The sequence below is a fragment of the Acidocella aromatica genome (genome assembly GCF_014201825.1).
Taxonomy (GTDB): Bacteria; Pseudomonadota; Alphaproteobacteria; order Acetobacterales; family Acetobacteraceae; genus Acidocella; species Acidocella aromatica.
On the sequence record NZ_JACHFJ010000006.1, the window covers coordinates 26,293 to 47,958 of the forward strand.

17 protein-coding genes are annotated in these 21,666 nt (G+C 64.5%); 7 read left to right on the forward strand and 10 right to left on the reverse strand.

Features of this window, described 5'->3' with window-relative positions:
• Positions 1-15: 15 nt before the first annotated feature.
• The 8 genes from HNP71_RS07905 to HNP71_RS07940 all read right to left on the reverse strand — a co-directional run bounded on the left by HNP71_RS07905 (position 16) and on the right by HNP71_RS07940 (position 12,049).
• Positions 16-2,139: a DUF1989 domain-containing protein gene (locus HNP71_RS07905; RefSeq protein ID WP_281376890.1), complete on the reverse strand. Its 2,124-nt coding sequence runs from the start codon at positions 2,137-2,139 to the stop codon at positions 16-18.
• Positions 2,140-2,306: 167 nt separating this feature from the next.
• The gene (locus HNP71_RS07910; RefSeq protein WP_221246690.1) at positions 2,307-4,028 is read right to left on the reverse strand and encodes an amino acid permease; all 1,722 of its coding nucleotides are present in this window, start codon (positions 4,026-4,028) and stop codon (positions 2,307-2,309) included.
• Positions 4,029-4,308: 280 nt separating this feature from the next.
• A complete protein-coding gene (locus HNP71_RS07915) occupies positions 4,309-6,000 on the reverse strand; it encodes an AMP-binding protein (RefSeq protein ID WP_183266354.1) in 1,692 nt (563 codons plus the stop codon).
• A gap of 58 nt (positions 6,001-6,058) precedes the next feature.
• Positions 6,059-6,940 carry an HpcH/HpaI aldolase/citrate lyase family protein gene (locus HNP71_RS07920; protein WP_183266355.1) on the reverse strand — a complete coding sequence of 294 codons (882 nt, stop codon included), beginning with the start codon at positions 6,938-6,940 and terminating at the stop codon, positions 6,059-6,061.
• The gene (locus tag HNP71_RS07925) at positions 6,937-7,389 is read right to left on the reverse strand and encodes a MaoC/PaaZ C-terminal domain-containing protein (RefSeq protein ID WP_183266356.1); all 453 of its coding nucleotides are present in this window, start codon (positions 7,387-7,389) and stop codon (positions 6,937-6,939) included. The genes HNP71_RS07920 and HNP71_RS07925 overlap by 4 nt, the downstream gene beginning before the upstream one ends.
• A 3-nt stretch (positions 7,390-7,392) precedes the next feature.
• Complete coding sequence (locus tag HNP71_RS07930) at positions 7,393-9,261, reverse strand: acetyl/propionyl/methylcrotonyl-CoA carboxylase subunit alpha (protein WP_183266357.1); 1,869 nt, start codon at positions 9,259-9,261, stop codon at positions 7,393-7,395.
• A gap of 5 nt (positions 9,262-9,266) precedes the next feature.
• Positions 9,267-10,892: a carboxyl transferase domain-containing protein gene (locus HNP71_RS07935; RefSeq protein ID WP_183266358.1), complete on the reverse strand. Its 1,626-nt coding sequence runs from the start codon at positions 10,890-10,892 to the stop codon at positions 9,267-9,269.
• Positions 10,889-12,049, reverse strand: a complete 1,161-nt coding sequence (locus HNP71_RS07940) for an isovaleryl-CoA dehydrogenase (protein WP_183266359.1) — start codon at positions 12,047-12,049, stop codon at positions 10,889-10,891. Before HNP71_RS07940 ends, HNP71_RS07935 begins: the two co-directional genes overlap by 4 nt.
• 101 nt (positions 12,050-12,150) lie before the next feature.
• Between HNP71_RS07940 and HNP71_RS07945 the strand changes: the two genes are divergently transcribed.
• Complete coding sequence (locus tag HNP71_RS07945; protein ID WP_183266360.1) at positions 12,151-13,026, forward strand: LysR family transcriptional regulator; 876 nt, start codon at positions 12,151-12,153, stop codon at positions 13,024-13,026.
• Here the strand turns inward: HNP71_RS07945 and HNP71_RS07950 are convergent.
• Positions 12,994-14,025 carry an AraC family transcriptional regulator gene (locus HNP71_RS07950; RefSeq protein WP_221246691.1) on the reverse strand — a complete coding sequence of 344 codons (1,032 nt, stop codon included), beginning with the start codon at positions 14,023-14,025 and terminating at the stop codon, positions 12,994-12,996. The genes HNP71_RS07945 and HNP71_RS07950 overlap by 33 nt on opposite strands.
• Before the next feature lie 125 nt (positions 14,026-14,150).
• On the opposite strand from HNP71_RS07950, the gene HNP71_RS07955 reads away from it, so the two are divergent.
• Genes HNP71_RS07955 through HNP71_RS07980 form a run of 6 tightly spaced genes read left to right on the forward strand, consistent with a single transcriptional unit; the run spans position 14,151 to position 20,714 of the window.
• Entirely contained in the window at positions 14,151-15,815 is a 1,665-nt protein-coding gene (locus HNP71_RS07955) for an AMP-binding protein (RefSeq protein ID WP_221246692.1), read from the forward strand.
• Positions 15,816-15,827: 12 nt separating this feature from the next.
• On the forward strand, positions 15,828-16,595 hold the full coding sequence (locus HNP71_RS07960; RefSeq protein ID WP_183266361.1) for a 3-hydroxyacyl-CoA dehydrogenase: 768 nt from the start codon (positions 15,828-15,830) through the stop codon (positions 16,593-16,595).
• A 12-nt stretch (positions 16,596-16,607) separates the two neighbouring features.
• Positions 16,608-17,783, forward strand: a complete 1,176-nt coding sequence (locus tag HNP71_RS07965) for an acetyl-CoA C-acyltransferase (RefSeq protein ID WP_183266362.1) — start codon at positions 16,608-16,610, stop codon at positions 17,781-17,783.
• A 1-nt stretch (position 17,784) separates the two neighbouring features.
• Entirely contained in the window at positions 17,785-18,915 is a 1,131-nt protein-coding gene (locus HNP71_RS07970; protein WP_183266363.1) for an acyl-CoA dehydrogenase family protein, read from the forward strand.
• Positions 18,916-18,926: 11 nt separating this feature from the next.
• The gene (locus HNP71_RS07975) at positions 18,927-20,015 is read left to right on the forward strand and encodes a CaiB/BaiF CoA transferase family protein (protein WP_183266364.1); all 1,089 of its coding nucleotides are present in this window, start codon (positions 18,927-18,929) and stop codon (positions 20,013-20,015) included.
• Between the two features lie 60 nt (positions 20,016-20,075).
• The gene (locus HNP71_RS07980) at positions 20,076-20,714 is read left to right on the forward strand and encodes a helix-turn-helix domain-containing protein (protein ID WP_183266365.1); all 639 of its coding nucleotides are present in this window, start codon (positions 20,076-20,078) and stop codon (positions 20,712-20,714) included.
• Here HNP71_RS07980 and HNP71_RS07985 read toward each other — a convergent pair.
• On the reverse strand, positions 20,702-21,463 hold the full coding sequence (locus HNP71_RS07985) for a type 1 glutamine amidotransferase (RefSeq protein ID WP_183266366.1): 762 nt from the start codon (positions 21,461-21,463) through the stop codon (positions 20,702-20,704). The two genes, HNP71_RS07980 and HNP71_RS07985, sit on opposite strands and share 13 nt — an antisense overlap.
• Between the last annotated feature and the right edge of the window lie 203 nt (positions 21,464-21,666).

Below are 21,666 nucleotides of genomic sequence, written 5' to 3' on the forward strand. Positions count from 1 at the left end.
CCACGGGAACAAAGGTCAGGCGCGGACCCTCGTCTTTTCCGGATCGTAATGTGGAAACCGGACGATCTTGGCGGAGAGGCGCTTCTGTTGACCATCCAGCTTGCCAATCTCCACCGCTGCTCCCAACTCAGCATGATAGGCGTCGAGACGCGCAAGCGCGATCGACTGATGCAGCACCGGCGAGCGCATGGCACTGGTCACCACTCCCACCTGAGCGCGGCCGACATGCACGCAATCGCCGTGATGCACGGGCTCGCCGCCTTCAATGGCCAGACCAACAAGCTTGCGCAGCGGATTCGCCGCACGGCGGCGCAGGGCGTCACGCCCGATGAACTCCTCCTCGCGGTCCGCCACGGCAAAGCCAATGCCCGCCTCATACGGATCGGTCTCGTCGGAGAACTCATGTCCCGCCAGAATCAGCCCCGCCTCGATACGCAGCATGTCCAGCGCGGCAAACCCCATAGGCTGCGCACCAGCCTCAACCATCGCATTCCACAGCGCGACGGCGTTGCTCGGATGCACCCACAACTCATAGCCCAGCTCGCCGGTATAGCCAGTGCGCGAAATCACCAGCGGAATCCCCTGCGGACCACCAAGACGCCCGATGGTAAAGCGGAACCATTTCAGCTCGCTGATGGAAGGCTGTGTCGGCGGGGTAAAGATCAGCGGCGCCAACAACTCGCGCGAGCGCGGCCCTTGCAGCGAAATATTGTTGAGCTGGTCAGTAGAGTTGCGTACGAAGGCGCGTAGGCCGCGCTCGGCCGCAAGCTCGCGCAGCCTCACACCGGAATAGTCGGAGCCGCAAATGAATCGGAAATTATTCGGTCCCAGTCGCATGACCGTACCATCGTCGATCATGCCGCCGTGCTCATAGCACATCGCCGTATACACGACCTGCCCGATGCTGAGCTTGCGGATATTACGCGTCAGCGCCAGCGCCAGCAGGTTCTCGGCATCGGGACCAGTGATCTCGAATTTACGCAGCGTCGAAAGATCCGACACCACCACATTCTCGCGGCAGGCGACATATTCATCCACCGGACCGCTCGCCGTAAAGCATTCCGGCAACCAAAAGCCATTGCTCTCAATATAGTTTCGCGTCAGCTTGGAGGTCGCCGGATGGAAACCGCTTTCCCGCGTCAGCCTCGGCTCGGCATTCGGTGTCATACGATGCGCAATCCCTTTTGAGAAACTCTCTGATTTATCATAGATCCTGACGAGAATATCCGTCGGGTTGTAACCATTGGTGGTAAACACATCATCCGCGCAGGAGGAGTTGGCGCAGAGCAGATCGCGCATCGCCCGCATCAGCACGTAATCGCCAGGGCGCGACCACGCCTCATCCGCGACAATCGAGCCATCGGCGGCAAGCTGCGTGTTGAAGAAGAAGTTGATCGCAGGCCAGCCCAGGCGCGGCGCAATACCGTGTTCAACCAGCGCGGCATTGAAATTATCCGAGCAATTGGCATGGCCGGGATAGCCCGCATCGTCATAGGATTTTGCACTGCAGGCCAGGGCGAACATATCGTGTCGGCCACATGTGTCGCGGATCACTTCGACCAACGGCAGCATCCGCTCATCGAAAAATTTTGAGTACAAACCAGGCCCCGGATAAATCCGCCCGCCGAGCGTGCGCGTCGTCGTGGCGTCCAGCCCGTATTCCAGAGCCTGCGCGTCGAAGGCCAGAAAGTCAGAACATTGCTGGCCATCGACGTCTATGACCTGGATATAATCGCCCTCCTCGACCTTGTAGGAAGACGCCGTCGCCGCCTTGACCAAAATCTCCGCCTTCACCTTGCCCAGAGGCCGCGGATAGGCTTTCTCCTTACGTAGGATCTTCACGCACAGATCCGTGGGCGCCGCCTGCTCATGGGGAAGCATTGGCGCACCGGGAGCCGAGAGCGAAATATCGCTGTCAATTTCAGCAATAAATACAAAGCTTGCGCCAGGAAGAGACGTCTCATCCAGCACCAGCCTTGGCGTCTCACCGGCGATACTAAGTTCACAAGGCTGCGCGCCCTGCTCATCCAGCACCTCGATCGCCTCGCCCTTGCGAAGACCGAAGGAGACCGTGGCGCCACCCCGCACATACAGGGTATCCACGTAATTGGTTGGCCGGGAAAGGGAGGAATTGTTCATGAGTGTTTGCATCACCAGACTTCGCAAGGGTTTCTTGCCAGTTAATAAGAGTTATGCCCAGGAATATTGGATTTGTCAAACCGAGTTCCCAACAAACCATGCGAAAATCACAATAAAAAAGCCGGAGCGTTGGCTCCGGCTTCGTGTCGCGGATAACCTCGCGAGCGTTACAGATGGAAAAACCAGTTGGAGAGCAGCACCACGCCGATGCCCGCAACCAGCACCAGGTAAGGCAGGATGCCCGCACGCTTGGTCGTCACGTCACCCGAGCTACCCACATGCAGATCTTCCAGCATCTGCTCAGGGAACTTGCCCTTGTCCTGGATAAAGTGACGGAAGCAGAACACCGGAATGATCATGGCGGCGAAGATGAACCCCGCCCACAGCGCGTCGGGATTCCAGGTCTTGGCGCCAGCGCCGAGGAACATGGCGTTGACGAAGGCGAACAGCGTACCCAGGCCAAGCAGCCATGTGGGGGCCTTGTAGGGGCGCTTGGTAGCGCCAGAGTCCACACGGTGAATCCAGCCCGCATTCAGGTTCAGGAAGTTGAAGATAATGTAACCAACATTCGAGACCGCGAGCACGAAGAAGAAGCTCGTGGCATCTGTGGAGGCCACCGCCAGCAGTAGCAGGTTGGAGATCAGGTCAGTCCACATCGCGCGCGTCGGCGCGCCGTGCTCGTTCACCCAGGTGAGGTAGCGTGGCAGCCAGCCATCGACGGACCCCTGGTACAGCGTGCGCGAGGAACCGGCCATCGCGGTCATGATCGAGAGCATCAGCGCCAGGATCATGAGCATGACCATGATGTTCTGGATGATCGGCCCGCCGCCAACCATACCAGCCATGGCTGCGGCCACGCCGGAACCGGCAGCGATGGAAGGATCAAGCAGCCCGGCCAGACCCAGCGCACCCTGGAAGGTGAACGGCACCAGGATATAGAGCGCAAGGCAGAGCAGGCCCGAATAGAAGATAGCCTTGAACGTGTCGATGCCAGGATTACGAAATTCCGATGTATAGCAAACGGCCGTTTCAAACCCGTAAGTGGACCAAGCGGCGATGAACATGGAGCCGAGGATCATCGTCCAATTGGTCAGATTCCAGGTCCCCGGCTGCGGCGCGCCATAATTGGCCAACGGCACCAGCGGCGAGTAATTGTGGAAGTTCACCGTACCGTTGAACAGCGGCACGACACCGACGATGAGCATCGGGATGATGACCAGCAGCCCCATATATTTCTGCACATTGGCGGTGCCGAGAATGCCGCGATGCTGGATGGCGAAGGTCACCAGCATGATGACGGCGCCAATAAAGAAGGTGGCGTTCAACGAAATGCCAACCGGCCCAAGCGTATGGCTGAACAGCGTCCAGTTACGGATATCCGGGGTGAGAGCGGCGATGGCGGCATTCACCTGCGCCTGCTGACCGCCGGCGATGGACGCGCCATGCACCGCGATCCATTGCAGAACCTCCGGCGAGTTGGCGGCCGGGATCGGCGCAACCGCGTTGAGAATGTAAGCCGCCGCAATGGAGCAACCAAGCGAGAGCACCGGCGACCAGGCGAACCAGTTGCACCACACCGAGAGCGGGGCAATGAACTTGGAATAGCGCACCCAGGCGGCCGCGCCATAGACCGAGGCGCCGCCCGATTTGTTGGGGAACAGTCCGGCGATTTCGGCGTATGTGAAGGACTGCACGAAGCCCATCAGCATAGAGGCCGCCCATACGACGAAGGACAGATTGCCCACCATGTCAGCAATACCGCCAATGGAGAACAGAACCAGGGCGGGTACGCCACTGGCCACCCAGAAGGCGCCTCGCCAGTCGATGGTGCGGAGCAGGGAGCCAGACTCGGTGGTCTTGCGCCCTACGGGAAATATGATGTCGCTCACAGTAACCCCTCTGTGCTTATAGTTGGCGGATATCAGCGGATCGGCTTTAGCTAGACGGGTTTACTGTAGAGCAAAAAATGTGCCACATACTAAACGACCCAAAACTGCCGTCGTGAGGCGCAAAACTACACAGGCATGCCAAAATCTGGCGCTAAATCTGCCCGAGAACAAATTTAATGCATATATTTTAATCTTTTTAGGAAAAACATGAATCAGCCTCCTTGCCTATGAGGCATATTTAGGCAAGAAGGCTGACTTCAAACTATCACGGCAATGTCGTCTAAAGGGTGTCCTCAGCGTCCTCGATCAGCCGCATCTCCCGCAGCATGGCCTGGCGCATCTTGAACTTCTGGATCTTGCCCGTGACGGTCTTGGGCATGTCCTCCACGAAGCGGACATAGCGGGGGATCTTGTGATGCGCGATCTGCCCGCGGCAAAAGGCGCGCAGCTCCTCGTCATCCATGACCATGCCTTCGCGCACGACCACCCAGGCGCACAGCTCCTCGCCATACAGCTCGTCCGGCACGCCAAACACTTGCACGTCCTGGATCTTGGGGTGGCGGTAGAGGTATTCCTCGATCTCGCGCGGGTAGAGATTCTCCCCGCCTCGTATCACCATATCCTTGATTCGCCCGACGATCTGGCAAAAGCCCTCCTCGTCCAGCGTGGCGAGGTCGCCGGTATGCATCCAGCCTTCGGCGTCCACTGCATTCGCGGTCTGCTCAAGGTCGTCCCAATACCCGATCATCACGGAATAGCCGCGCGTGCACAGCTCGCCCGATGTGCCGCAGGGCACGGTCGCGCCCTCGGCATCGACAATCTTCACCTCCAGATGCGGATGCACCCGCCCGACAGTGGAGACGCGCCGCTCCAGCGAGTCATCGAGGCCGGTCTGGAAGCTCACGGGGCTGGTCTCGGTCATGCCGTAGCAGATGGTCATGTCCCGCGCGTGCATCTGGCTGATGACCTTGCGCATCACCTCTATGGGACACGGGCTGCCCGCCATGATGCCCGTGCGCATATGGCTGAAATCAAACTCGGCAAAGCGCGGATGGTCCAGCTCGGCAATGAACATGGTCGGCACGCCATAGAGCGCGGTGCAGCGCTCATAGGCGCAGGCTTGCAGCGTGGCCAGCGGGTCAAATCCCTCGCCCGGGAATACCATGGCCGAGCCATGAGTGACGCAGGCGAGATTACCCATGACCATGCCAAAGCAATGGTAAAGCGGCACCGGGATGCAAATGCGATCCTTGGGCGTAAGCGCCATGCCATGCCCGACCAGATAGCCGTTATTCAGGATGTTATGGTGGCTGAGCGTTACCCCCTTGGGCGCCCCGGTGGTGCCGGAGGTGAACTGGATGTTGATGGCGTCATGCGGCTTCAGCGTGGGGGCTATGGCGGCCAGTGCCGCATTCCCCACCTCCCGCCCGGCGTTCTCCAGGGCGGCAAAGGACATGGCGCCCGGCAGAATATCCTCGCCCATCTGCACCACAAGGCGCAGATGCGGCAGCCGCGCGGCCTCCAGCGCCCCCGGCTCGCATTCCGCCAGCTCCGGCGCCAGGGCGGCGACCATGCCGGGATAGTCGCTGCTCTTAAAGGGCGGTGAAATGACTAGGGCTTTGATGCCCGCCTTGTTCAGCGCGTATTCCAGCTCGGCCAGGCGGTAGGCGGGGTTCACCGTCACCAGGATCAACCCGGCCTTGGCGGCGGCGAACTGGGTGAGCGCCCATTCCGCCCGGTTGAGCGACCAAATTCCCACGCGGTCACCTGGCTCGAGCCCCTGGGCCAGCAGCCCGGCAGCCACATGCTCAACGCGGTCGCGGAACCCGCGCCATGTCAGCCGTACCGCCTGGGCGGGGCAGACCAGCGCCTCGTTATCGGGCCAGGTTGCGGCGGCGGCATCCAGCGCCTGGCCGATCGTCATCTCCAGGAGCGGCGGCTCATTGCCGCCCCGCACATGGCTTTCCTTCATCCGTCTCTCCCTAGGGTTTTTATTCGGTCGTCTTGGAAGGATGTGCCGGCGCGATGGTTCAGGAGGGTGCGCACTCCTCCCGGGCCATCGCCAAAATCTTCCGTGCCTGTTTCAGATGGGGCAGATCGAGCATCTTTCCATCCAGGGCCACCACCCCCGCCGCCGGATCGGCATCGAACAGCGCCACCACTGCTCGGGCATGGGCCAACTCGACGGCGGAGGGGGTCATCACCGCATTAATAACCGGCACCTGCGCCGGGTGAATCGCCATCATGCCGGTAAAGCCCTCGCGCCGCCCGGCCTCGGCCCAGGCGCGCAGCCCCGCCTCGTTACGGAAATCGGGATACACCGTATCGATGGCCGGAACCCCGGCACTGGCCGCCCCCGCCAGACAAAACGAGCGGACCATGCGGCAGAGATCGTTGAGCGAGCCGTCCGGGTTGCGGCTGGCGGTGGCCCCAATGGCGGCAGGCAAATCCTCCGCCCCCCAGGTAAGTCCGGCAAGGCGCGGCCCGGCCTGGGTATAAGAGCCAAGAGTGAACACCGAGGCCGGGGTCTCGGTGGCGATGGGCAGGATGCGCGTCTGCCCCGCGGACAGCCCGGCGGCGGCCTCGAAGGCATCCAGATAATGCGCGAGCGTCACCACATCCGACGCCGCATCCGGCTTTGGCAGCACGATTCCAGCCGGCGCCGCTTGCATCACGGCAGCGAGGTCCGCCAGCGCCAGCCCCGAGGCCAGTGGATTGATCCGCACCCATAGCGCCGGCCCGCCGCTCGGCCCGGCCAGCGTCTCCGCCGCAATCTTCCTCGCCTTTTCCTTGGCAGACAGCGCCACTGAATCCTCCAGATCCAGGATCAGCGCATCCGCTCCCGAGCCCATCGCCTTGGCGATCTTGGCCGGGGCGTCGGCTGGCACGAACAGCCAGGAGCGCGCGCTCATTGCGGCTGCCTTTGCAGCAGTGCGGTGCGCTTGCACTGGCACACCATCTCGCCGCGCTGGTTATACATGCGGTGGGTGAACACCACGATGCCCGCATTGGGGCGGGACTTGCTCTCGCGCGTCTCCGTCACTTCCGTCTCGGCATGAAGCGTATCGCCCACGAAGACAGGCTTGGGCATCACCACCTCGTCATAACCCAAATTCGCAACCAGCGTGCCGAGCGTGGTGTCGCCAACAGAGAGGCCGACCATGAGAGAGAAGGTGAACAGCCCATTGACCACGATACGCCCAAACTCCGTCTGGGCGGCGTATTCGGCGTCCAGATGCAAGGGCTGCGGATTATGGGTGAGCGTGGTGATGAGGAGATTATCCGTCTCCGTCACCGTGCGATGCAGATCGTGGGTGATTTTGTCCCCCACCGCGAATTGCTCGAAATAACGTCCAGCCACGGCTTAGTCTCCAGTTTCCAGGCGCAGGAGCAGCACACCCTCGGCCACCCGCGCGCCAGGGGCGGCATTCAATTCGGCGATGGTGCCATCGCACGGGGCGGTGAGTGTCATCTCCATCTTCATCGCCTCCATCACCAGCAGCGGCGCGCCCTTTTTCACGGCATCGCCCATGGCCACGGCCACGGAGAGGATATGCCCCGGCATCGGGGAGAGTACCGCACCGCCGCTCTCCCCTCCGCCATGGCCTGTATCGTCGGCCGAGACCTCTGTGAAGGCGAAGGCCCGGCCCTGCTCGAACACCACGGTCTCGTCGCCCAGCGTGGTGACGGGCAGGGACGAGCCTACCCCCGGCGACAGCGCCACCACATGCGTTTCACCGCCATGTTGCAGCCGCGCCTCGACGCGCGGCGGGGCGTTCAGGCGGAAGCCAAGCAGTTCCTGCGGCGTTGCATGAGCGGCCAGCCGCGCCGTGGCGGCGGCGCGCAGCACCTTGTCATCAGGTTCGGCCCTGCCCAGCAGCTCCGGCAGATGCGCCTCGATGAACCCGGTATCCAATGCCGCGCCCCGGAAGGAAGGATTCCGCAACGTGCGCGCCAGGAACGCGGCATTCGTCTTCACCGGCCAGACCTGCACGGAGGCACAGGCCGCCTCAAGCCGCTTGGCGGCCGCCGCACGAGTGGGGCCATGGGCGATGAGCTTGGCGATCATCGGGTCGTAGAAGGCAGTCACCTCCCCGCCCTGTTCCACGGCGCTGTCCACCCGCACGCCCGCCTCGGGCAGCACGAAATGGGTAAGCGGCCCTGTGGAAGGCAGGAAGCCCGTATCCGGGTTCTCGGCATAAAGCCGCGCCTCGATGGCATGGCCGTTGAGCGGGATCTGCTCCTGGCTCAGCGGCAGAGGCTCGCCCGCCGCCACGCGGAGCTGCCACTCCACCAGATCCTGCCCGGTGATAGCCTCCGTCACCGGATGCTCCACCTGCAAGCGGGTGTTCATCTCCATAAACCAGATGCGCTCGGCGCGCAGCCCCTCGGAAGCATCGGCGATGAACTCGATCGTTCCCGCGCCCTGGTAGTCGACCGCTCGGGCGGCCTGCACGGCGGCGGCGCACACGGCCTCGCGCACCTCGGGGCTCATCCCCGGCGCGGGGGCTTCCTCTATCACTTTCTGGTGGCGGCGCTGGAGCGAGCAGTCACGCTCGTACAGATGCACCACATTTCCATGGGCATCGCCGAACACCTGCACCTCTATATGGCGAGGACGAGTGACGTAGATTTCCAGCAGCACGCGGTCATCGCCAAAGGAGGACGCAGCCTCGCGCTTGCAGGAAGCGAGTGCGGCGGCAAAATCCTCCAGCCGCTCCACCTTGCGCATGCCCTTGCCGCCACCGCCCGCCACAGCCTTGATGAGCAGCGGAAACCCGATGCGCGCCGCCTCGGCGGCCAGCCGGTCCTCAGACTGATCCTCCCCCAGATAGCCCGGCGTAACGGGCACGCCTGCCTGCTGCATCAGCGCCTTGGCGGCATCCTTCAGCCCCATGGCACGGATGGAAGATGGCTTGGGCCCGACCCAGATCAGCCCGACATCAATCACCGCCTGAGCAAACTCCGCATTCTCCGAGAGGAAGCCATACCCCGGATGAATAGCCTCGGCTCCGCTCAACCGTGCCGCCTCCAGCAGCTTCTCGGGGCGCAGATAACTCTCACGCGCCGGGGCGGGGCCGATGAGGATGGCCTCGTCAGCCTCAGCCACGAAAGGCGCAGCAGCATCGGCCTCGGAGTACACGGCAATTGTGCGGATACCGAGGCGGCTTGCGGTGCGGATAACGCGGCGAGCGATCTCGCCGCGATTGGCGATGAGCAGGGAAGAGAACATGGGCATCACATCCGGAACACGCCGAAGCGCGGGCTGGCGGGAATGGGAGCGTTGAGCGATGCCGAGATGGCAAGGCCCAGCACATCGCGCGTCTGGGCGGGGTCGATGACGCCGTCATCCCACAGCCGCGCCGTGGCGAAATACGGGCTGCCCTCCTCCTCGTACCGCGCGCGGATCGGCGCCTTGAACGCGGCTTCCTCCTCGGCGGGCCATGTGCCGCCCTTGGCCTCGATGCCATCGCGCCGCACCGTGGCAAGCACGCTGGCCGCCTGCTCCCCGCCCATCACCGAAATACGGCTATTGGGCCAGGTGAAGAGAAAGCGCGGGCCATAAGCCCTGCCGCACATACCGTAATTGCCAGCACCAAAACTGCCGCCGATGAGCACGGTGAATTTCGGCACGCTGGCGGTGGCCACGGCGGTCACCATCTTCGCGCCATCCTTGGCGATGCCCCCGGCCTCGTACTTGCCGCCGACCATGAAGCCCGAGATGTTTTGCAGGAACACCAAGGGCGTGCGGCGCTGGCAGGCAAGCTCGATGAAATGCGCCGCCTTCTGCGCGCTCTCGGAAAACAGCACGCCGTTATTGGCGAGGATCGCCACCGGATAGCCCCAGATGCGCGCAAAACCGGTAACGATGCTCGACCCATAAAGCGGCTTGAACTCGTGGAAGGCGCTGTCATCGACGATCCGCGCAATCACCTCGCGCACATCGTAAGGCGCACGCACATCGGCAGGGATGATGCCATACAGTTCCTCAGCCGCGTAGCGCGGCGGCTTTGGCGTGGCGATGTCCAGATCCACGCTCTTTCGCGTATTCAGCCGGGCCACGATGTCCCGCACGATGGAGAGCGCATGCTCGTCATCCACCGCGATATGATCGGCCACACCGGATTTACGCCCATGCGCATCCGCCCCGCCAAGCTCGGTGGCGGAAATAACCTCGCCCGTGGCGGCCTTCACCAAAGGCGGCCCGGCCAGGAAGATCGCCCCCTGACTCTCCGCCCCGCGCCCACGCACGATCACCGTTTCGTCGGACATCGCAGGCACATAAGCGCCTCCGGCGGTGGAAAGGCCCATCACACAGGCAATCTGCGCGATGCCCCGCGCGCTCATATTCGCCTGGTTGTAGAAAATACGGCCAAAATGCTCCTTGTCCGGGAACACCTCGGCCTGATGCGGCAAATTCGCGCCGCCAGAATCCACCAGATAGACGCATGGAAGCCGGTTCTCCAGCGCGATCTCCTGCGCGCGCAGATGCTTCTTCACCGTCAGCGGGAAATACACCCCGCCCTTCACCGTGGCGTCGTTGGCGACGATCATCACCTCCCGCCCGCTCACCGTGCCGATGCCGCAGATCAGCCCCGCCCCCGGAGCCTCGCCCTCATACATCCCGCCCGCCGCAAGCTGGCCGATTTCCAGAAACGGCGCGCCGGGGTCGAGCAGCCGCTCCACACGCTCACGCGGCAGCAACTTGCCGCGCGCCACATGGCGCTGGCGCACAGCCTCTGGCCCACCGAGCGCGGTAGCGGCCACCTTCTCGCGCAGCTCGGCAGCGAGGGCACGGTTGATCTCCGCGTTGCGCTGGAACGTTTCCGCCCCGGTATCGATGGTGCTGGTCAGATGGGTCATGCGCTCATCAACTCGCGGCCGATGAGGTAACGGCGGATCTCGTTGGTCCCCGCGCCAATGTCGTAAAGCTTGGCATCACGCACCAGCCGCTCGATGCCGGTCTCCTTCAGATACCCCGCCCCACCGAAAGCCTGGATCGCCTCCAGCGACACACGCACCGCGTTCTCGCTGGCCAGCAAAATCGCCCCGGCGGCGTCGAAGCGCGTGGTGTGCCCGGCATCGCAGGCGCGAGCCACGGCGTACACGTAAGCGCGAGCCGAGTTCAGGGCCACGTACATGTCGGCAAGTTTGCCCTGCATGAGCTGGAAATTACCGATCGGCTGACCGAACTGCGTGCGCTCCTTTACATAAGGCAGCACCGCGTCCAGCGCCGCCTGCATGATGCCGAGCGGCCCGGCGGCCAGCACGGCGCGCTCATAATCGAGGCCCGACATCAGCACCTTCACACCGCCGTTCAGCGGGCCCATCAGGTTCTCCTCGGGCACCTCGCAATCCTCGAAGATCAGCTCGCTGGTGTCCGAACCGCGCATCCCCATCTTGTCAAGCTTCTGGCCCGTGCTGAACCCCTTGAAGCCGCGCTCGACGATGAACACCGAGATCCCCTTTGGCCCGGCCTGCGGTTCGGTCTTGGCGTACACCACCAGCGTGTCGGCAATCGGGGCGTTGGTGATCCAGAACTTGTTGCCGTTCAAGATATAATGGTCGCCCTTCTTCTCGGCGCGCAGTTTCATGGAGACAACGTCGGAACCGGAACCAACCTCGGACATCGCCAGCGAGCCGACATGCTCACCCGAGATCAGCCTGGGCAGATAGCGGTGTTTCTGCGCCTCGCTACCCCAGCGGCGGAGTTGGTTGATGCAAAGGTTCGAGTGCGCGCCATAGGAAAGCCCAACCGAGGCGGAGGCGCGGGAGAGTTCCTCCACCGCCAGCACATGCTCCAGATACCCCAGCCCCAGCCCGCCGAACTCCTCCTCCACGGTGATGCCGTGCAGGCCGAGCGCGCCCATCTCCGTCCAGAGCGAACGGTCGAAATGGTTCTCCGCGTCGATCTTCGCCGCGATGGGCGCGATGCGCTCCTGCGCGAAACGAGCGGTGGTGTCGCGGATTGCCGCCGCGGTTTCGCTCAGGCCGAAATCCATCTGCGCGCTGAAAGCCATGGCGCGTTTCCTCCCTAATTATCTATTGAACGAACCTTAGCGCCTCCCCGCTTACAGATGAAATTGAAAGTTTTTTGCCGCTTTGATAGATGACATCTATCATGGACTGGTATCTCCTGCGTTATTTCCTGGCCGTGGCCGAGTTGGGCAATTTCTCCCGCGCCGCAGGGCGGATGAACGTGACCCAGCCCACCCTCTCCGCCGGCATCGCCAAGCTGGAGGCACAACTCGGCCAGAAGCTGTTCGAGCGCGACCGGCGGCGCGTCTCCCTCACCGAGGCGGGCAGCCGCTTCCTCGCCCATGCCCAGCGCATCGCACGCGATTACGAGATCGCCCTGCGCGACATCTCCCAGGCCGCACCCCGGCGCACGCTGCGGGCGGGGGTGCTCTCCACCTTCCCCTCCTTCATGCTGGAAGCGCTGGTGCGCAGCCATATGGCGCAGGAAAACGCCGAGACGCTGGAATTGCTGGACGGCAGCGAGCGCGAGCTGAAAACCTGGCTGGATGACGAGCGGATCGAGCTCGCGCTGACGCTGCTCCGCCCCGGCTCCCCCGCCCCGGCGCAGGAGAGCCTATACCGCGAGGATTACGTGCTGGTGACCTCCACCAGCCACCGCCTGGCCCAAATGCAGGCGGTAAAAGGCGAAGAACTTGCCCAGGACGCGATGATCATCCGCCGCCATTGCGAGGTTCTGGCCGCCACCAGCCAGTATTTCACCCAGCGCGGGGTGCGCCCGAGCTTCCCCCTAAAAACCTTCAACGACGACAAGGCCCTCGCCCTGGTCCGTGCCGGGCTGGGGGTGACGGTGATGCCCGAGAGCTTCGCGGGCAATGGCATCGTGCCGGTGCGGTTGCTGGATTTCGATTTCAGCCGCGAAGTGGGAATCGTCTATTCCACCAAGGGCCGGATGCTGGCCAAAAGCGGGTGCTGCTTCGTGGAGACGCTACGGCGCGAGTTGGCCCGGCCCGAGCGCTGACAAATCCTTGCGGTAGGCGCCGGGGCTTTTCGATGTCCATTTGCGGAAGGCGCGGTGGAAGGCGCTGGGCTCGGCAAAGCCAAGCTCGGCGGCGATCTCCGCCACCCCCCGCTTGGTGCCCGTGAGCGCGGCGATGGCCAGATCGCGCCGGATCTCATCGCGCAGCCCATTCCAGCTCTGCCCTTCCTGCCGGAGCCTGTGGCGCAGCGTGGAGGGCGAGAGCCGGAGCTGCCGTGCCATCTCGGCGAAATCCGGCCAATCCGTGGGAGGCAGCTCACGCAACCGGCCACGGATATTGGTGATCAGCCCGGCATCGTAGCGATAGCGCACCAGCAGATTGGCGGGGGCGGCGCGCAGGAAGGGTTTCAGCGCGGCTTCGTCGCGGATGACGGGCAGCGCCAGATACCGGGCATCGAAAGCTATGCGGCTATTGGGGCACGCGAAGTGTACCGGCGCGCCAAAGAACAGCCGGTAATCGGCCACGCCTGGCGGTTCGGCACATCGGAAATCGACCAGACGCAGGGGCACGCGCCGCCCCACCAGCCAGCAGATGATGCCGTGCAGGATGATCCAGAACGTGCGGTAGGCAAAGGCCGAGCGCGCCTCCCCGGCATCGCGCAGCACCACCTGGGCCAAGCCATCGGCCAGCACCAGTTCGCCGCGCGGATCGTCGAGCAGCACGGCCAGGAACCGCAAGGCCCGGCGCAGCGCCCGCTCCAGCGTGGCGGAATGCAGCACGACGCGGCAGAGCATGACAAAACTGCCCGGCCGCATGGCTCTCCCGCCTAGGCCGAAATATTCGTCCTGCATGGCGTCGGCCAGGGCCAGCCATAGGCGGCCATAGGCCTCGGCCGAGACCGCCCCCGCCTCCTGCAGCCCGGAGGCTTCCAGCACCGGCGCCACGGGCAGCCCCTTGCGGCGCAGGCAGTCCAGCGCCTCTTCCACAAAGCTGGGGCGGATCATCCTCCGCTCGGCATTGGTCTCCGACATGCCAAACATGGTAAAATCGCCGATAAAATTATGCCAGAGCGGTCATCGACGGCCATGTCCCTCCGGCGCATTGTTCCCCCAGGCGGACACAGAACCGCGAATAAAGACGTCACCGCTACCGCAGAGGAAACGCCATGCTTGCCACCGGTCCGCACCAGGATGCCGCCGCGCGCCCTGACTATACCAGCTTCTACGCCGCCTTCAGCCCAGCCGATATGGCGGCGAAGCTGAGCGGCGATCTGGAGGCTGGCATCAATGTCTGCGTGGAATGTTGTGACGCCCATGTGGCCGGTGGTGGCATCGCGCTGGAATGGGAAGGGATCAACGGCGAGCGCGTCTCACTGAGCTTCGCCGAACTGCGCGATCAGGCCGCGCGCTTCGCCAATGTCATCACCACGCTGGGGGTGCAGCCGGGCGACGTTGTGGCGGGCATGCTGCCGCGCACGCCGGAATTACTCATCACCATCCTCGGCACCTGGCGCGCGGGGGCAGTGTACCAGCCGCTCTTCACCGCCTTCGGGCCGAAAGCCATCGAGCAGCGACTGCAAACCTCCAGTGCCAAGCTGGTGGTTACCGACCCCACCAACCGCCCGAAGCTGGACGACGTGCCCAACCGCCCGCAAGTCGCCGTTGTCACGCGCAGCGGGAGCGTGGCGGCGGGGGATATCGACTTCATCGCGGCACTCAAGGCCGCCAGCCCGGATTTCGCCCCGGTCATGCGCAAGGGCAGCGACCTCTTTTTGATGATGTCCACCTCCGGCACCACCGGCCTGCCCAAGGGTGTGCCTGTGCCCATCCGCACGCTGCTGCCCTTCCGCGTGTATATGCAGTACGCGGTCGACCTGCGCCCCGGGGACAAATACTGGAACATCTCCGACCCCGGCTGGGCCTATGGGCTGTATTACGCCGTCACCGGCCCACTGCTGCTTGGCCACACCACCACCTTCTATGAAGGCCCATTCACCGCCGAGAGCACCTACCGGATCATCGCCAGCCACGGCATCACCAACCTCGCGGGCGCGCCCACGGCCTACCGGCTGCTGATGGCCGCTGGGCTGGAAGCTGCAGCACCGGTAAAGGGACAGCTCCGCGCCGTCTCCAGCGCCGGGGAGCCGCTGAACCCGGAGGTCATCCGCTGGTTCCGCGCGGCGCTGGATGCGCCGATCTGCGATCATTACGGCCAGACCGAAATGGGCATGGTAGTGAACAACCATCACGGCCTCAGCCACAAACAACGCGCCGGGGCGGCGGGCCTGCCCATGCCCGGCTTCCGCGTCGTGATCATCGGGCCGGACGATGCCGAACTCGGCCCCGACACCCCCGGCGACCTCGCCGTGGACCTCGCCGCCTCGCCGCTCTTCTGGTTCACCGGCTATTACAACAAGGAAACCCCGTCCCTCGGGCCGAAATACTACCGCACCGGGGACCTCGCCGAGCTGGGGCCGGATGGGCTGATCGCCTTCGTCGGCCGCAATGACGATGTCATCACCTCGTCCGGCTACCGCATCGGGCCGTTCGACGTGGAGAGCGCGCTGATCGAGCATCCGGCGGTGGTGGAGGTGGGCGTGATCGGCAAGCCCGACCCGGAGCGCACCGAGATCGTGAAGGCCTTCGTCGTGCTCAAGCCCGATATCGAGCCCAGCGATGCGCTGGCCGAGGAGTTGCGCCTACATGTGCGAAAGCGACTCTCGGCGCATGCCTATCCGCGCGAGATCGAGTTCGTCGAGCAACTGCCCAAAACGCCGAGCGGCAAACTGCAACGTTTCATGCTGCGCGCTCGGGAAAAACAGCACCACTAAGGGAAAGCCGTCATGCAGATCGAAAACCATGTTTTCCTCATCACCGGCGGCGGCTCCGGGCTGGGTGCGGCCACGGCGCGGCATCTGGTGGCGTGCGGCGGGCGCGTGGTGCTGGCCGATGTCAACGCTGCCACCGGCGAGGCCCTGGCCGCGGAGCTGGGCACCGCGGCGGTGTTCGTCCGCACCGATGTCACCTCGGAGGCCGATGGTCGGGCGGCTGTTGCCACGGCCCTCAGCGCCTTCGGGCGGTTGGATGGACTGGTGAACTGCGCCGGCATCGCCCCCGGCGAGAAGGTGGCGGGGCGCGAAGGCCCGCACCGTCTGGAGAGCTTCGCCCGCGCCGTGAACATCAACCTGATCGGCACGTTCAACATGCTGCGCCTCGCCGCCGACGCCATGGCCAAGCAGGAGCCCGGCGCCGAGGGGGAGCGTGGCGTGCTCATCAACACCGCCTCCATCGCCGCCTATGACGGGCAGATCGGCCAGGCCGCCTATGCCGCCTCCAAAGCCGGTGTGGCGGGGCTGACCCTGCCCGTGGCGCGGGAGCTGGCGCGGTCGGGCATTCGCTGCGTCACCATCGCGCCGGGCATCTTCGCCACCCCGATGATGGAGGCCATGCCCCAGGCGGTGCAGGATTCCCTGGGCGCCACCGTGCCTTTCCCCTCGCGCCTTGGCCGCCCGGCGGAATTCGCCGCCCTGGTCGCGCATATCGTCGAGAACATCATGCTCAATGGCGAGGTCATCCGGCTGGATGGCGCGCTGCGCATGGCCCCGAAATAACAGGAGTGTCCCATGTCTGCTGATCCCATCGTCATCGTCAGCGCCGCCCGCACCCCCATGGGCGGGTTCCAGGGCGATTTCGCCGGCGTCGCCGCGCCCGAGTTGGGGGCCGCGGCCATCAGCGCGGCGCTGGAGCGCGCCGGGCTCGCGCCGGAGGCCGTGGAGGAAATCGTGTTCGGCTGCGTGCTGCCCGCCGGGCTGGGTCAGGCCCCCGCGCGCCAAGCCGCGCTGAAGGCCGGGCTTCCGCTGGCCGCCGGGGCGACCACGGTGAACAAGATGTGCGGCTCGGGCATGAAGGCGGCCATGCTGGCCCATGACCTGATCCTGGCCGGGAGCGCGAATATCGCGGTGGCAGGTGGCATGGAGAGCATGACCAACGCCCCCTATCTGCTGGAGAAAGCCCGCGCCGGTTACCGCCTGGGCCACGGCAAGGTACTGGACCATATGTTCCTCGACGGGCTGGAGGACGCTTATGACAAAGGTCGCCTGATGGGAACCTTCGCCGAGGATTGCGCCGAGGCCTATCAGTTCACCCGCCAGGAGCAGGATAACTACGCCATCGCCTCGCTCACCCGTGCACAGGAGGCCATCGCCAAGGACCGCTTCGCCGGAGAGATCGTGCCGGTGAACACGGGCACGATGGTGGTGAGCATCGACGAGCAGCCCGGCAAGGCGAAGCTGGACAAGATCCCCAGCCTCAAGCCAGCCTTCCGCCAGGGCGGCACGGTCACGGCGGCGAATTCCTCCTCCATTTCCGACGGCGCGGCGGCGCTGGTGCTGATGCGCGCTTCGGAAGCCGAAAAGCGTGGGTTGACGCCGCTGGCCCGCATCGTCGGCCACACTACCCAGGCCCAAGCCCCCAATCTGTTCGCCACCGCGCCCATCGGGGCCATCAACAAGCTGGCGGAAAAGAGCGGTTGGGCGCTCAAGGATGTCGATTTGTTCGAGATCAACGAAGCCTTCGCCGTGGTGGCGATGGCGGCGATGCGCGATCTCGATTTGCCGCACGACAAGGTGAATGTGAATGGCGGGGCCTGCGCCCTGGGCCATCCCATCGGCGCGTCCGGCGCGCGCATCCTCATCACGCTGCTGGCCGCCTTGGCCGAGCGCGGGGGCAAGCGGGGCATCGCCTCGCTCTGTATCGGTGGCGGCGAGGCCACCGCCATGGCCATCGAGCTGGTGCATTAAGATGCTGCTGGATGAAACCCGCGCCGCTCTGCGCGACATGGCCCGCGACTTCGCCCACGAGCGCCTGGCCCCCACCGCCGCCGCGCGGGATTCCGCCCATGCCTTCCCGCGTGAGGAGCTGCGCGAGATGGGCCAGCTTGGCCTGCTGGGCATGACGGTGCCGGAGGAATATGGCGGCTCGGATGTCGGCACCGTGGCCTATGCCACGGTGCTGGAGGAGATCGCCGCCGGGGATGGCGCCTGTTCCACTATTCTTTCGGTGCACAACTCGGTGGGCTGCGGGCCGATCGTGAAGTTCGGCACCGAGGACCAGAAACGCCGCTTCCTGCCCAAGCTGGCCTCTGGCGAGTGGATCGGCGGTTTCGCCCTCACCGAGCCGCAGGCGGGGTCGGACGCCTCGGACCTGCGCACCCGGGCAAGGCGGGATGGCGACACCTACATCATCAACGGGGCCAAGCAGTTCATCACCTCCGGCCAGAATGGCGATGTCGTCATCCTCTTCGCCGTGACTGACCCGGCGGCGGGCAAGAAGGGCATCTCCGCCTTCATCGTGCCCACCGATACCCCCGGCTACCGCGTGGTGCGCGTGGAGCAGAAGCTCGGCCAGCACAGCTCCGACACTTGCCAGCTCGCCTTCGACGACATGGTCCTCCCCGCCGATTTGCGGTTGGGCGAAGAGGGCGAGGGCTACAAGATCGCGCTCGCGAATCTTGAAGGCGGACGCATCGGCATCGCCTCGCAAGCGGTGGGCATGGCCCGCGCGGCGTTCGAGGCGGCGCGGGATTACGCCCGCGAGCGCAAGACCTTCGGCAAACCCATCGCCGAGCATCAGGCCGTCGCCTTCCGCCTCGCCAGCATGGCCACCGAGATCGAAGCGGCGCGCCAGCTCGTGCTGCATGCGGCGGCTTTGCGCGAGGCGGACGAGCCCTGCCTGACGGAAGCCTGCATGGCCAAGCTCTTCGCCTCCGAGATGGCCGAGCGCGTGGTCTCCGCCGCGCTGCAGATCCATGGCGGCAACGGCTATATCGCCGATTACCCGGTGGAGCGGATTTATCGGGACGTGCGGGTGTGCCAGATTTACGAAGGCACCAGCGATATCCAGCGCCTCGTCATCGCCCGTGCCGTAGCCTGAGGAGAACGCAGATGGGACCGCTCGCCGGACTGAAGGTGTTGGAGTTCAACGGGCTGGGCCCCGCGCCCTTCGCCTGCATGGTGCTGGCCGATCTCGGCGCGGATGTGCTGCGCATCGACCGCGCCGGAGCGGATAACCTGCTCGGGCTGAAGCAGGACTTCATAGAGCGCGGCCGCCGCTCCCTGGTGCTGGATTTGAAGAGCGCGGAAGGGCTGGAGACGGCCAAGCGCCTCGCCGGGGCGGCGGATGTGCTGGTGGAGGGCTTCCGCCCCGGCGTGATGGAGCGCCTCGGCCTGGGCCCGGAGCCTTTATGCGCGGCCAACCCCAGGCTGATCTACGCGCGCATGACCGGCTGGGGCCAGACCGGCCCGCTGGCCCCCACGGCCGGGCATGACATCACCTATCTGGCGCTCTCCGGCGCGCTGCACGCCATCGGCACCGCCGAGGACCCGCTGCCGCCCCTCAACCTGCCCGGCGATTTCGGCGGCGGCTCGATGTTCCTCATCACCGGCATCCTCTCGGCCCTGTATGAGCGCCAGCGCTCGGGCCAGGGCCAGGTGATCGACGCCGCGATCACCGATGGCGCGGCGGTGCTGATGGCGATGATCTACGCCATGCGCGCCGAAGGGCTGTGGGAGGATCGGCGCGCCGCCAACCTGCTGGACGGCGCCGCCGCCATCTACCGCACTTACGTCTGCGCCGATGGCCGCCATGTCGCCATCGCCCCGATGGAGCGCAAATTCTTCGAGATTTTCGCCGCCCGCGCCGGGCTGAACGCCGCCGACTGGCCCAACCACGCCGACCCTGCCGTGTGGCCCGCCCTGCACGCCAAGCTGGCCGCCCTGTTCCTCACCCGCCCGCGCGATGAATGGTGCGCGCTGTTCGAAGGCTCGGATGCCTGCGTCGCCCCGGTGCTCTCGCTCGACGAAGCGCCCCGCCACCCGCACAACCAGGCGCGCGGGGCGTTTGTGGAGATCGACGGTGTGATCCAGCCTGCCCCTGCCCCACGCTTCTCGCGCTCGGTACCGCCAACGCCCGCCCCCCGCCCAGCACCAAACGAAGGCGGCGAGGCGGCGCTGCTCGACTGGCTGGGGGAATAGTTTGCCCGCTGCGCTTGCCCTGAGATACACAGGCAGGATGAACGCAGAGAGGCCCATTTCTTGACGACGAAAAGAAAGCCAAAGGCCGCCACCGATGCAGAAGCGGCCATCGGATCGCAGAAACAGGCTGATGCGCCCATCGCCCAGCGCATTGGCGATGTCATCCGCCGCCACCGCAAGGCGCATGGGCTGACTTTGTCGCAACTCGCGGCGGGAGCCGGGCTGTCCTCGGCCAATCTCAGCCGCATCGAGAATGGCAGCGTCACCTCCAGCTTCGAGAGCCTGGAGCGCATCTGCCAAGCGGTCGGGCTCTCGCTGGCGGATCTGTTCGCCGAGGTCTCGGAGCCGAAGGGCCAAGCGCGGCTGGTGCGCGCCGAGGAGCAGATGGAGGTCATCCGCTCCGGCACCAGCCATGGGCATATGTACAAGCTCATCGCGTATCAGCGCGGGCCGGGCCGGTCCTTCGAGGGCTTCTATATCACCATGGATAAGGACAGCGAGGTCTATCCCCGCTTCCGGCATCCAGGCACCGAACTGCTCTACATGCTGCGCGGCAGCATGGAGTATCGTTATGGTAGCGAATTATACACCATCCGCGCTGGTGATACATTCACCTTCTCGGCCCATGTCGAGCACGGGCCGGAGCGGCTGTTCAGCGATGAAATCCACTTTATCTGCGTGATGATCTACGACACCTGAACGGCAAGTTCCCGTTTGGCCTTTTCCCTCGCGCACAGCTCAAGCCAGCGGTCCACCACATTGTTGGCGAAACTGGTCTGCGCCGGGCCATAGACCACGAAATCGCCTTCCAGCTTGCGCTCCATCGCCTCCAACTCACCCGGCGCAAAACGAGCGCTCAGGCGGAGTTCACGGCCGATCCAGGCATCGGCGATCTTCGGCGTGGCCTCGAAATGGCACTGGAAGCCGTAGCAGTTTTTGCCCACCCGGAAAGCTTGGTTCCGCACCGCACCGCCTTGCATCAGCAGTGTCGCGCTTGGCGGCAGACTGAATGTATCGCTGTGCATCTCGAAGAGTTCGATGGCGCCGTCCAGATGACCCAGCAGCGGATCGTCCGCCGCCGCGAGCACGGGTGAAAGCGTGGTGAAGCCGAATTCGAGAAAGCCAAGCGGGCGGACCTCGCCGCCGAAGGCGTAAGCCACCGTCTGCGCGCCAAGGCAGGAGCCGAGCACCGGCTTGCCGTGATCGTCGAACTTATGGATCAGCGCGGCCACCGCGTTGAAGTACGGCGCATGCTCCGGGTCGGCCACCGATATCTCTCCGCCAAACAGGATCAACCCGTCATACGGGCCGTCATCGGCGGGCAATTCGTCGCCAGCCAGCCGCGAGGCCCAGAACAACTCGTGCCCGCGCGCCGCGATCTCATCTGCCAGCACACCGGCTTCCTCGCTCGACCGGACACCACCACCGGCAATACCGAGAATCTTCATCCCAAAAGCTCCCGCTAACTGAATATTATAAGGCTGCAGTTATGGCATATTTGCATTATACGCAATATTAGTGTGTTTAATGCAATATTTGCCCATATCGGCATCAATCCGCCCAGTTTTTGAGCGCGGCATCGAAAGCCTCCGACCAAAACCGCAAGACCAGCCAAGCCCGCCGCTTTGGCACGCAATGTGCAACATCAGCC

Excerpts from the sequence above, each read along its gene's own strand:
- HNP71_RS07915 (WP_183266354.1), bottom strand. The coding sequence starts at position 6,000 with ATGAAGGAAAGCCATGTGCGGGGCGGCAATGAGCCGCCGCTCCTGGAG.
- HNP71_RS07985 (WP_183266366.1), bottom strand. The coding sequence starts at position 21,463 with ATGAAGATTCTCGGTATTGCCGGTGGTGGTGTCCGGTCGAGCGAGGAA.
- HNP71_RS07965 (WP_183266362.1), top strand. The coding sequence starts at position 16,608 with ATGTCTGCTGATCCCATCGTCATCGTCAGCGCCGCCCGCACCCCCATG.
- HNP71_RS07955 (WP_221246692.1), top strand. The coding sequence starts at position 14,151 with ATGCTTGCCACCGGTCCGCACCAGGATGCCGCCGCGCGCCCTGACTAT.
- HNP71_RS07920 (WP_183266355.1), bottom strand. The coding sequence starts at position 6,940 with ATGAGCGCGCGCTCCTGGCTGTTCGTGCCAGCCGACGCCCCGGCCAAG.
- HNP71_RS07905 (WP_281376890.1), bottom strand. The coding sequence starts at position 2,139 with ATGAACAATTCCTCCCTTTCCCGGCCAACCAATTACGTGGATACCCTG.
- HNP71_RS07940 (WP_183266359.1), bottom strand. The coding sequence starts at position 12,049 with ATGGCTTTCAGCGCGCAGATGGATTTCGGCCTGAGCGAAACCGCGGCG.
- HNP71_RS07930 (WP_183266357.1), bottom strand. The coding sequence starts at position 9,261 with ATGTTCTCTTCCCTGCTCATCGCCAATCGCGGCGAGATCGCTCGCCGC.
- HNP71_RS07935 (WP_183266358.1), bottom strand. The coding sequence starts at position 10,892 with ATGACCCATCTGACCAGCACCATCGATACCGGGGCGGAAACGTTCCAG.
- HNP71_RS07970 (WP_183266363.1), top strand. The coding sequence starts at position 17,785 with ATGCTGCTGGATGAAACCCGCGCCGCTCTGCGCGACATGGCCCGCGAC.
- HNP71_RS07945 (WP_183266360.1), top strand. The coding sequence starts at position 12,151 with ATGGACTGGTATCTCCTGCGTTATTTCCTGGCCGTGGCCGAGTTGGGC.
- HNP71_RS07950 (WP_221246691.1), bottom strand. The coding sequence starts at position 14,025 with ATGTTTGGCATGTCGGAGACCAATGCCGAGCGGAGGATGATCCGCCCC.
- HNP71_RS07975 (WP_183266364.1), top strand. The coding sequence starts at position 18,927 with ATGGGACCGCTCGCCGGACTGAAGGTGTTGGAGTTCAACGGGCTGGGC.
- HNP71_RS07960 (WP_183266361.1), top strand. The coding sequence starts at position 15,828 with ATGCAGATCGAAAACCATGTTTTCCTCATCACCGGCGGCGGCTCCGGG.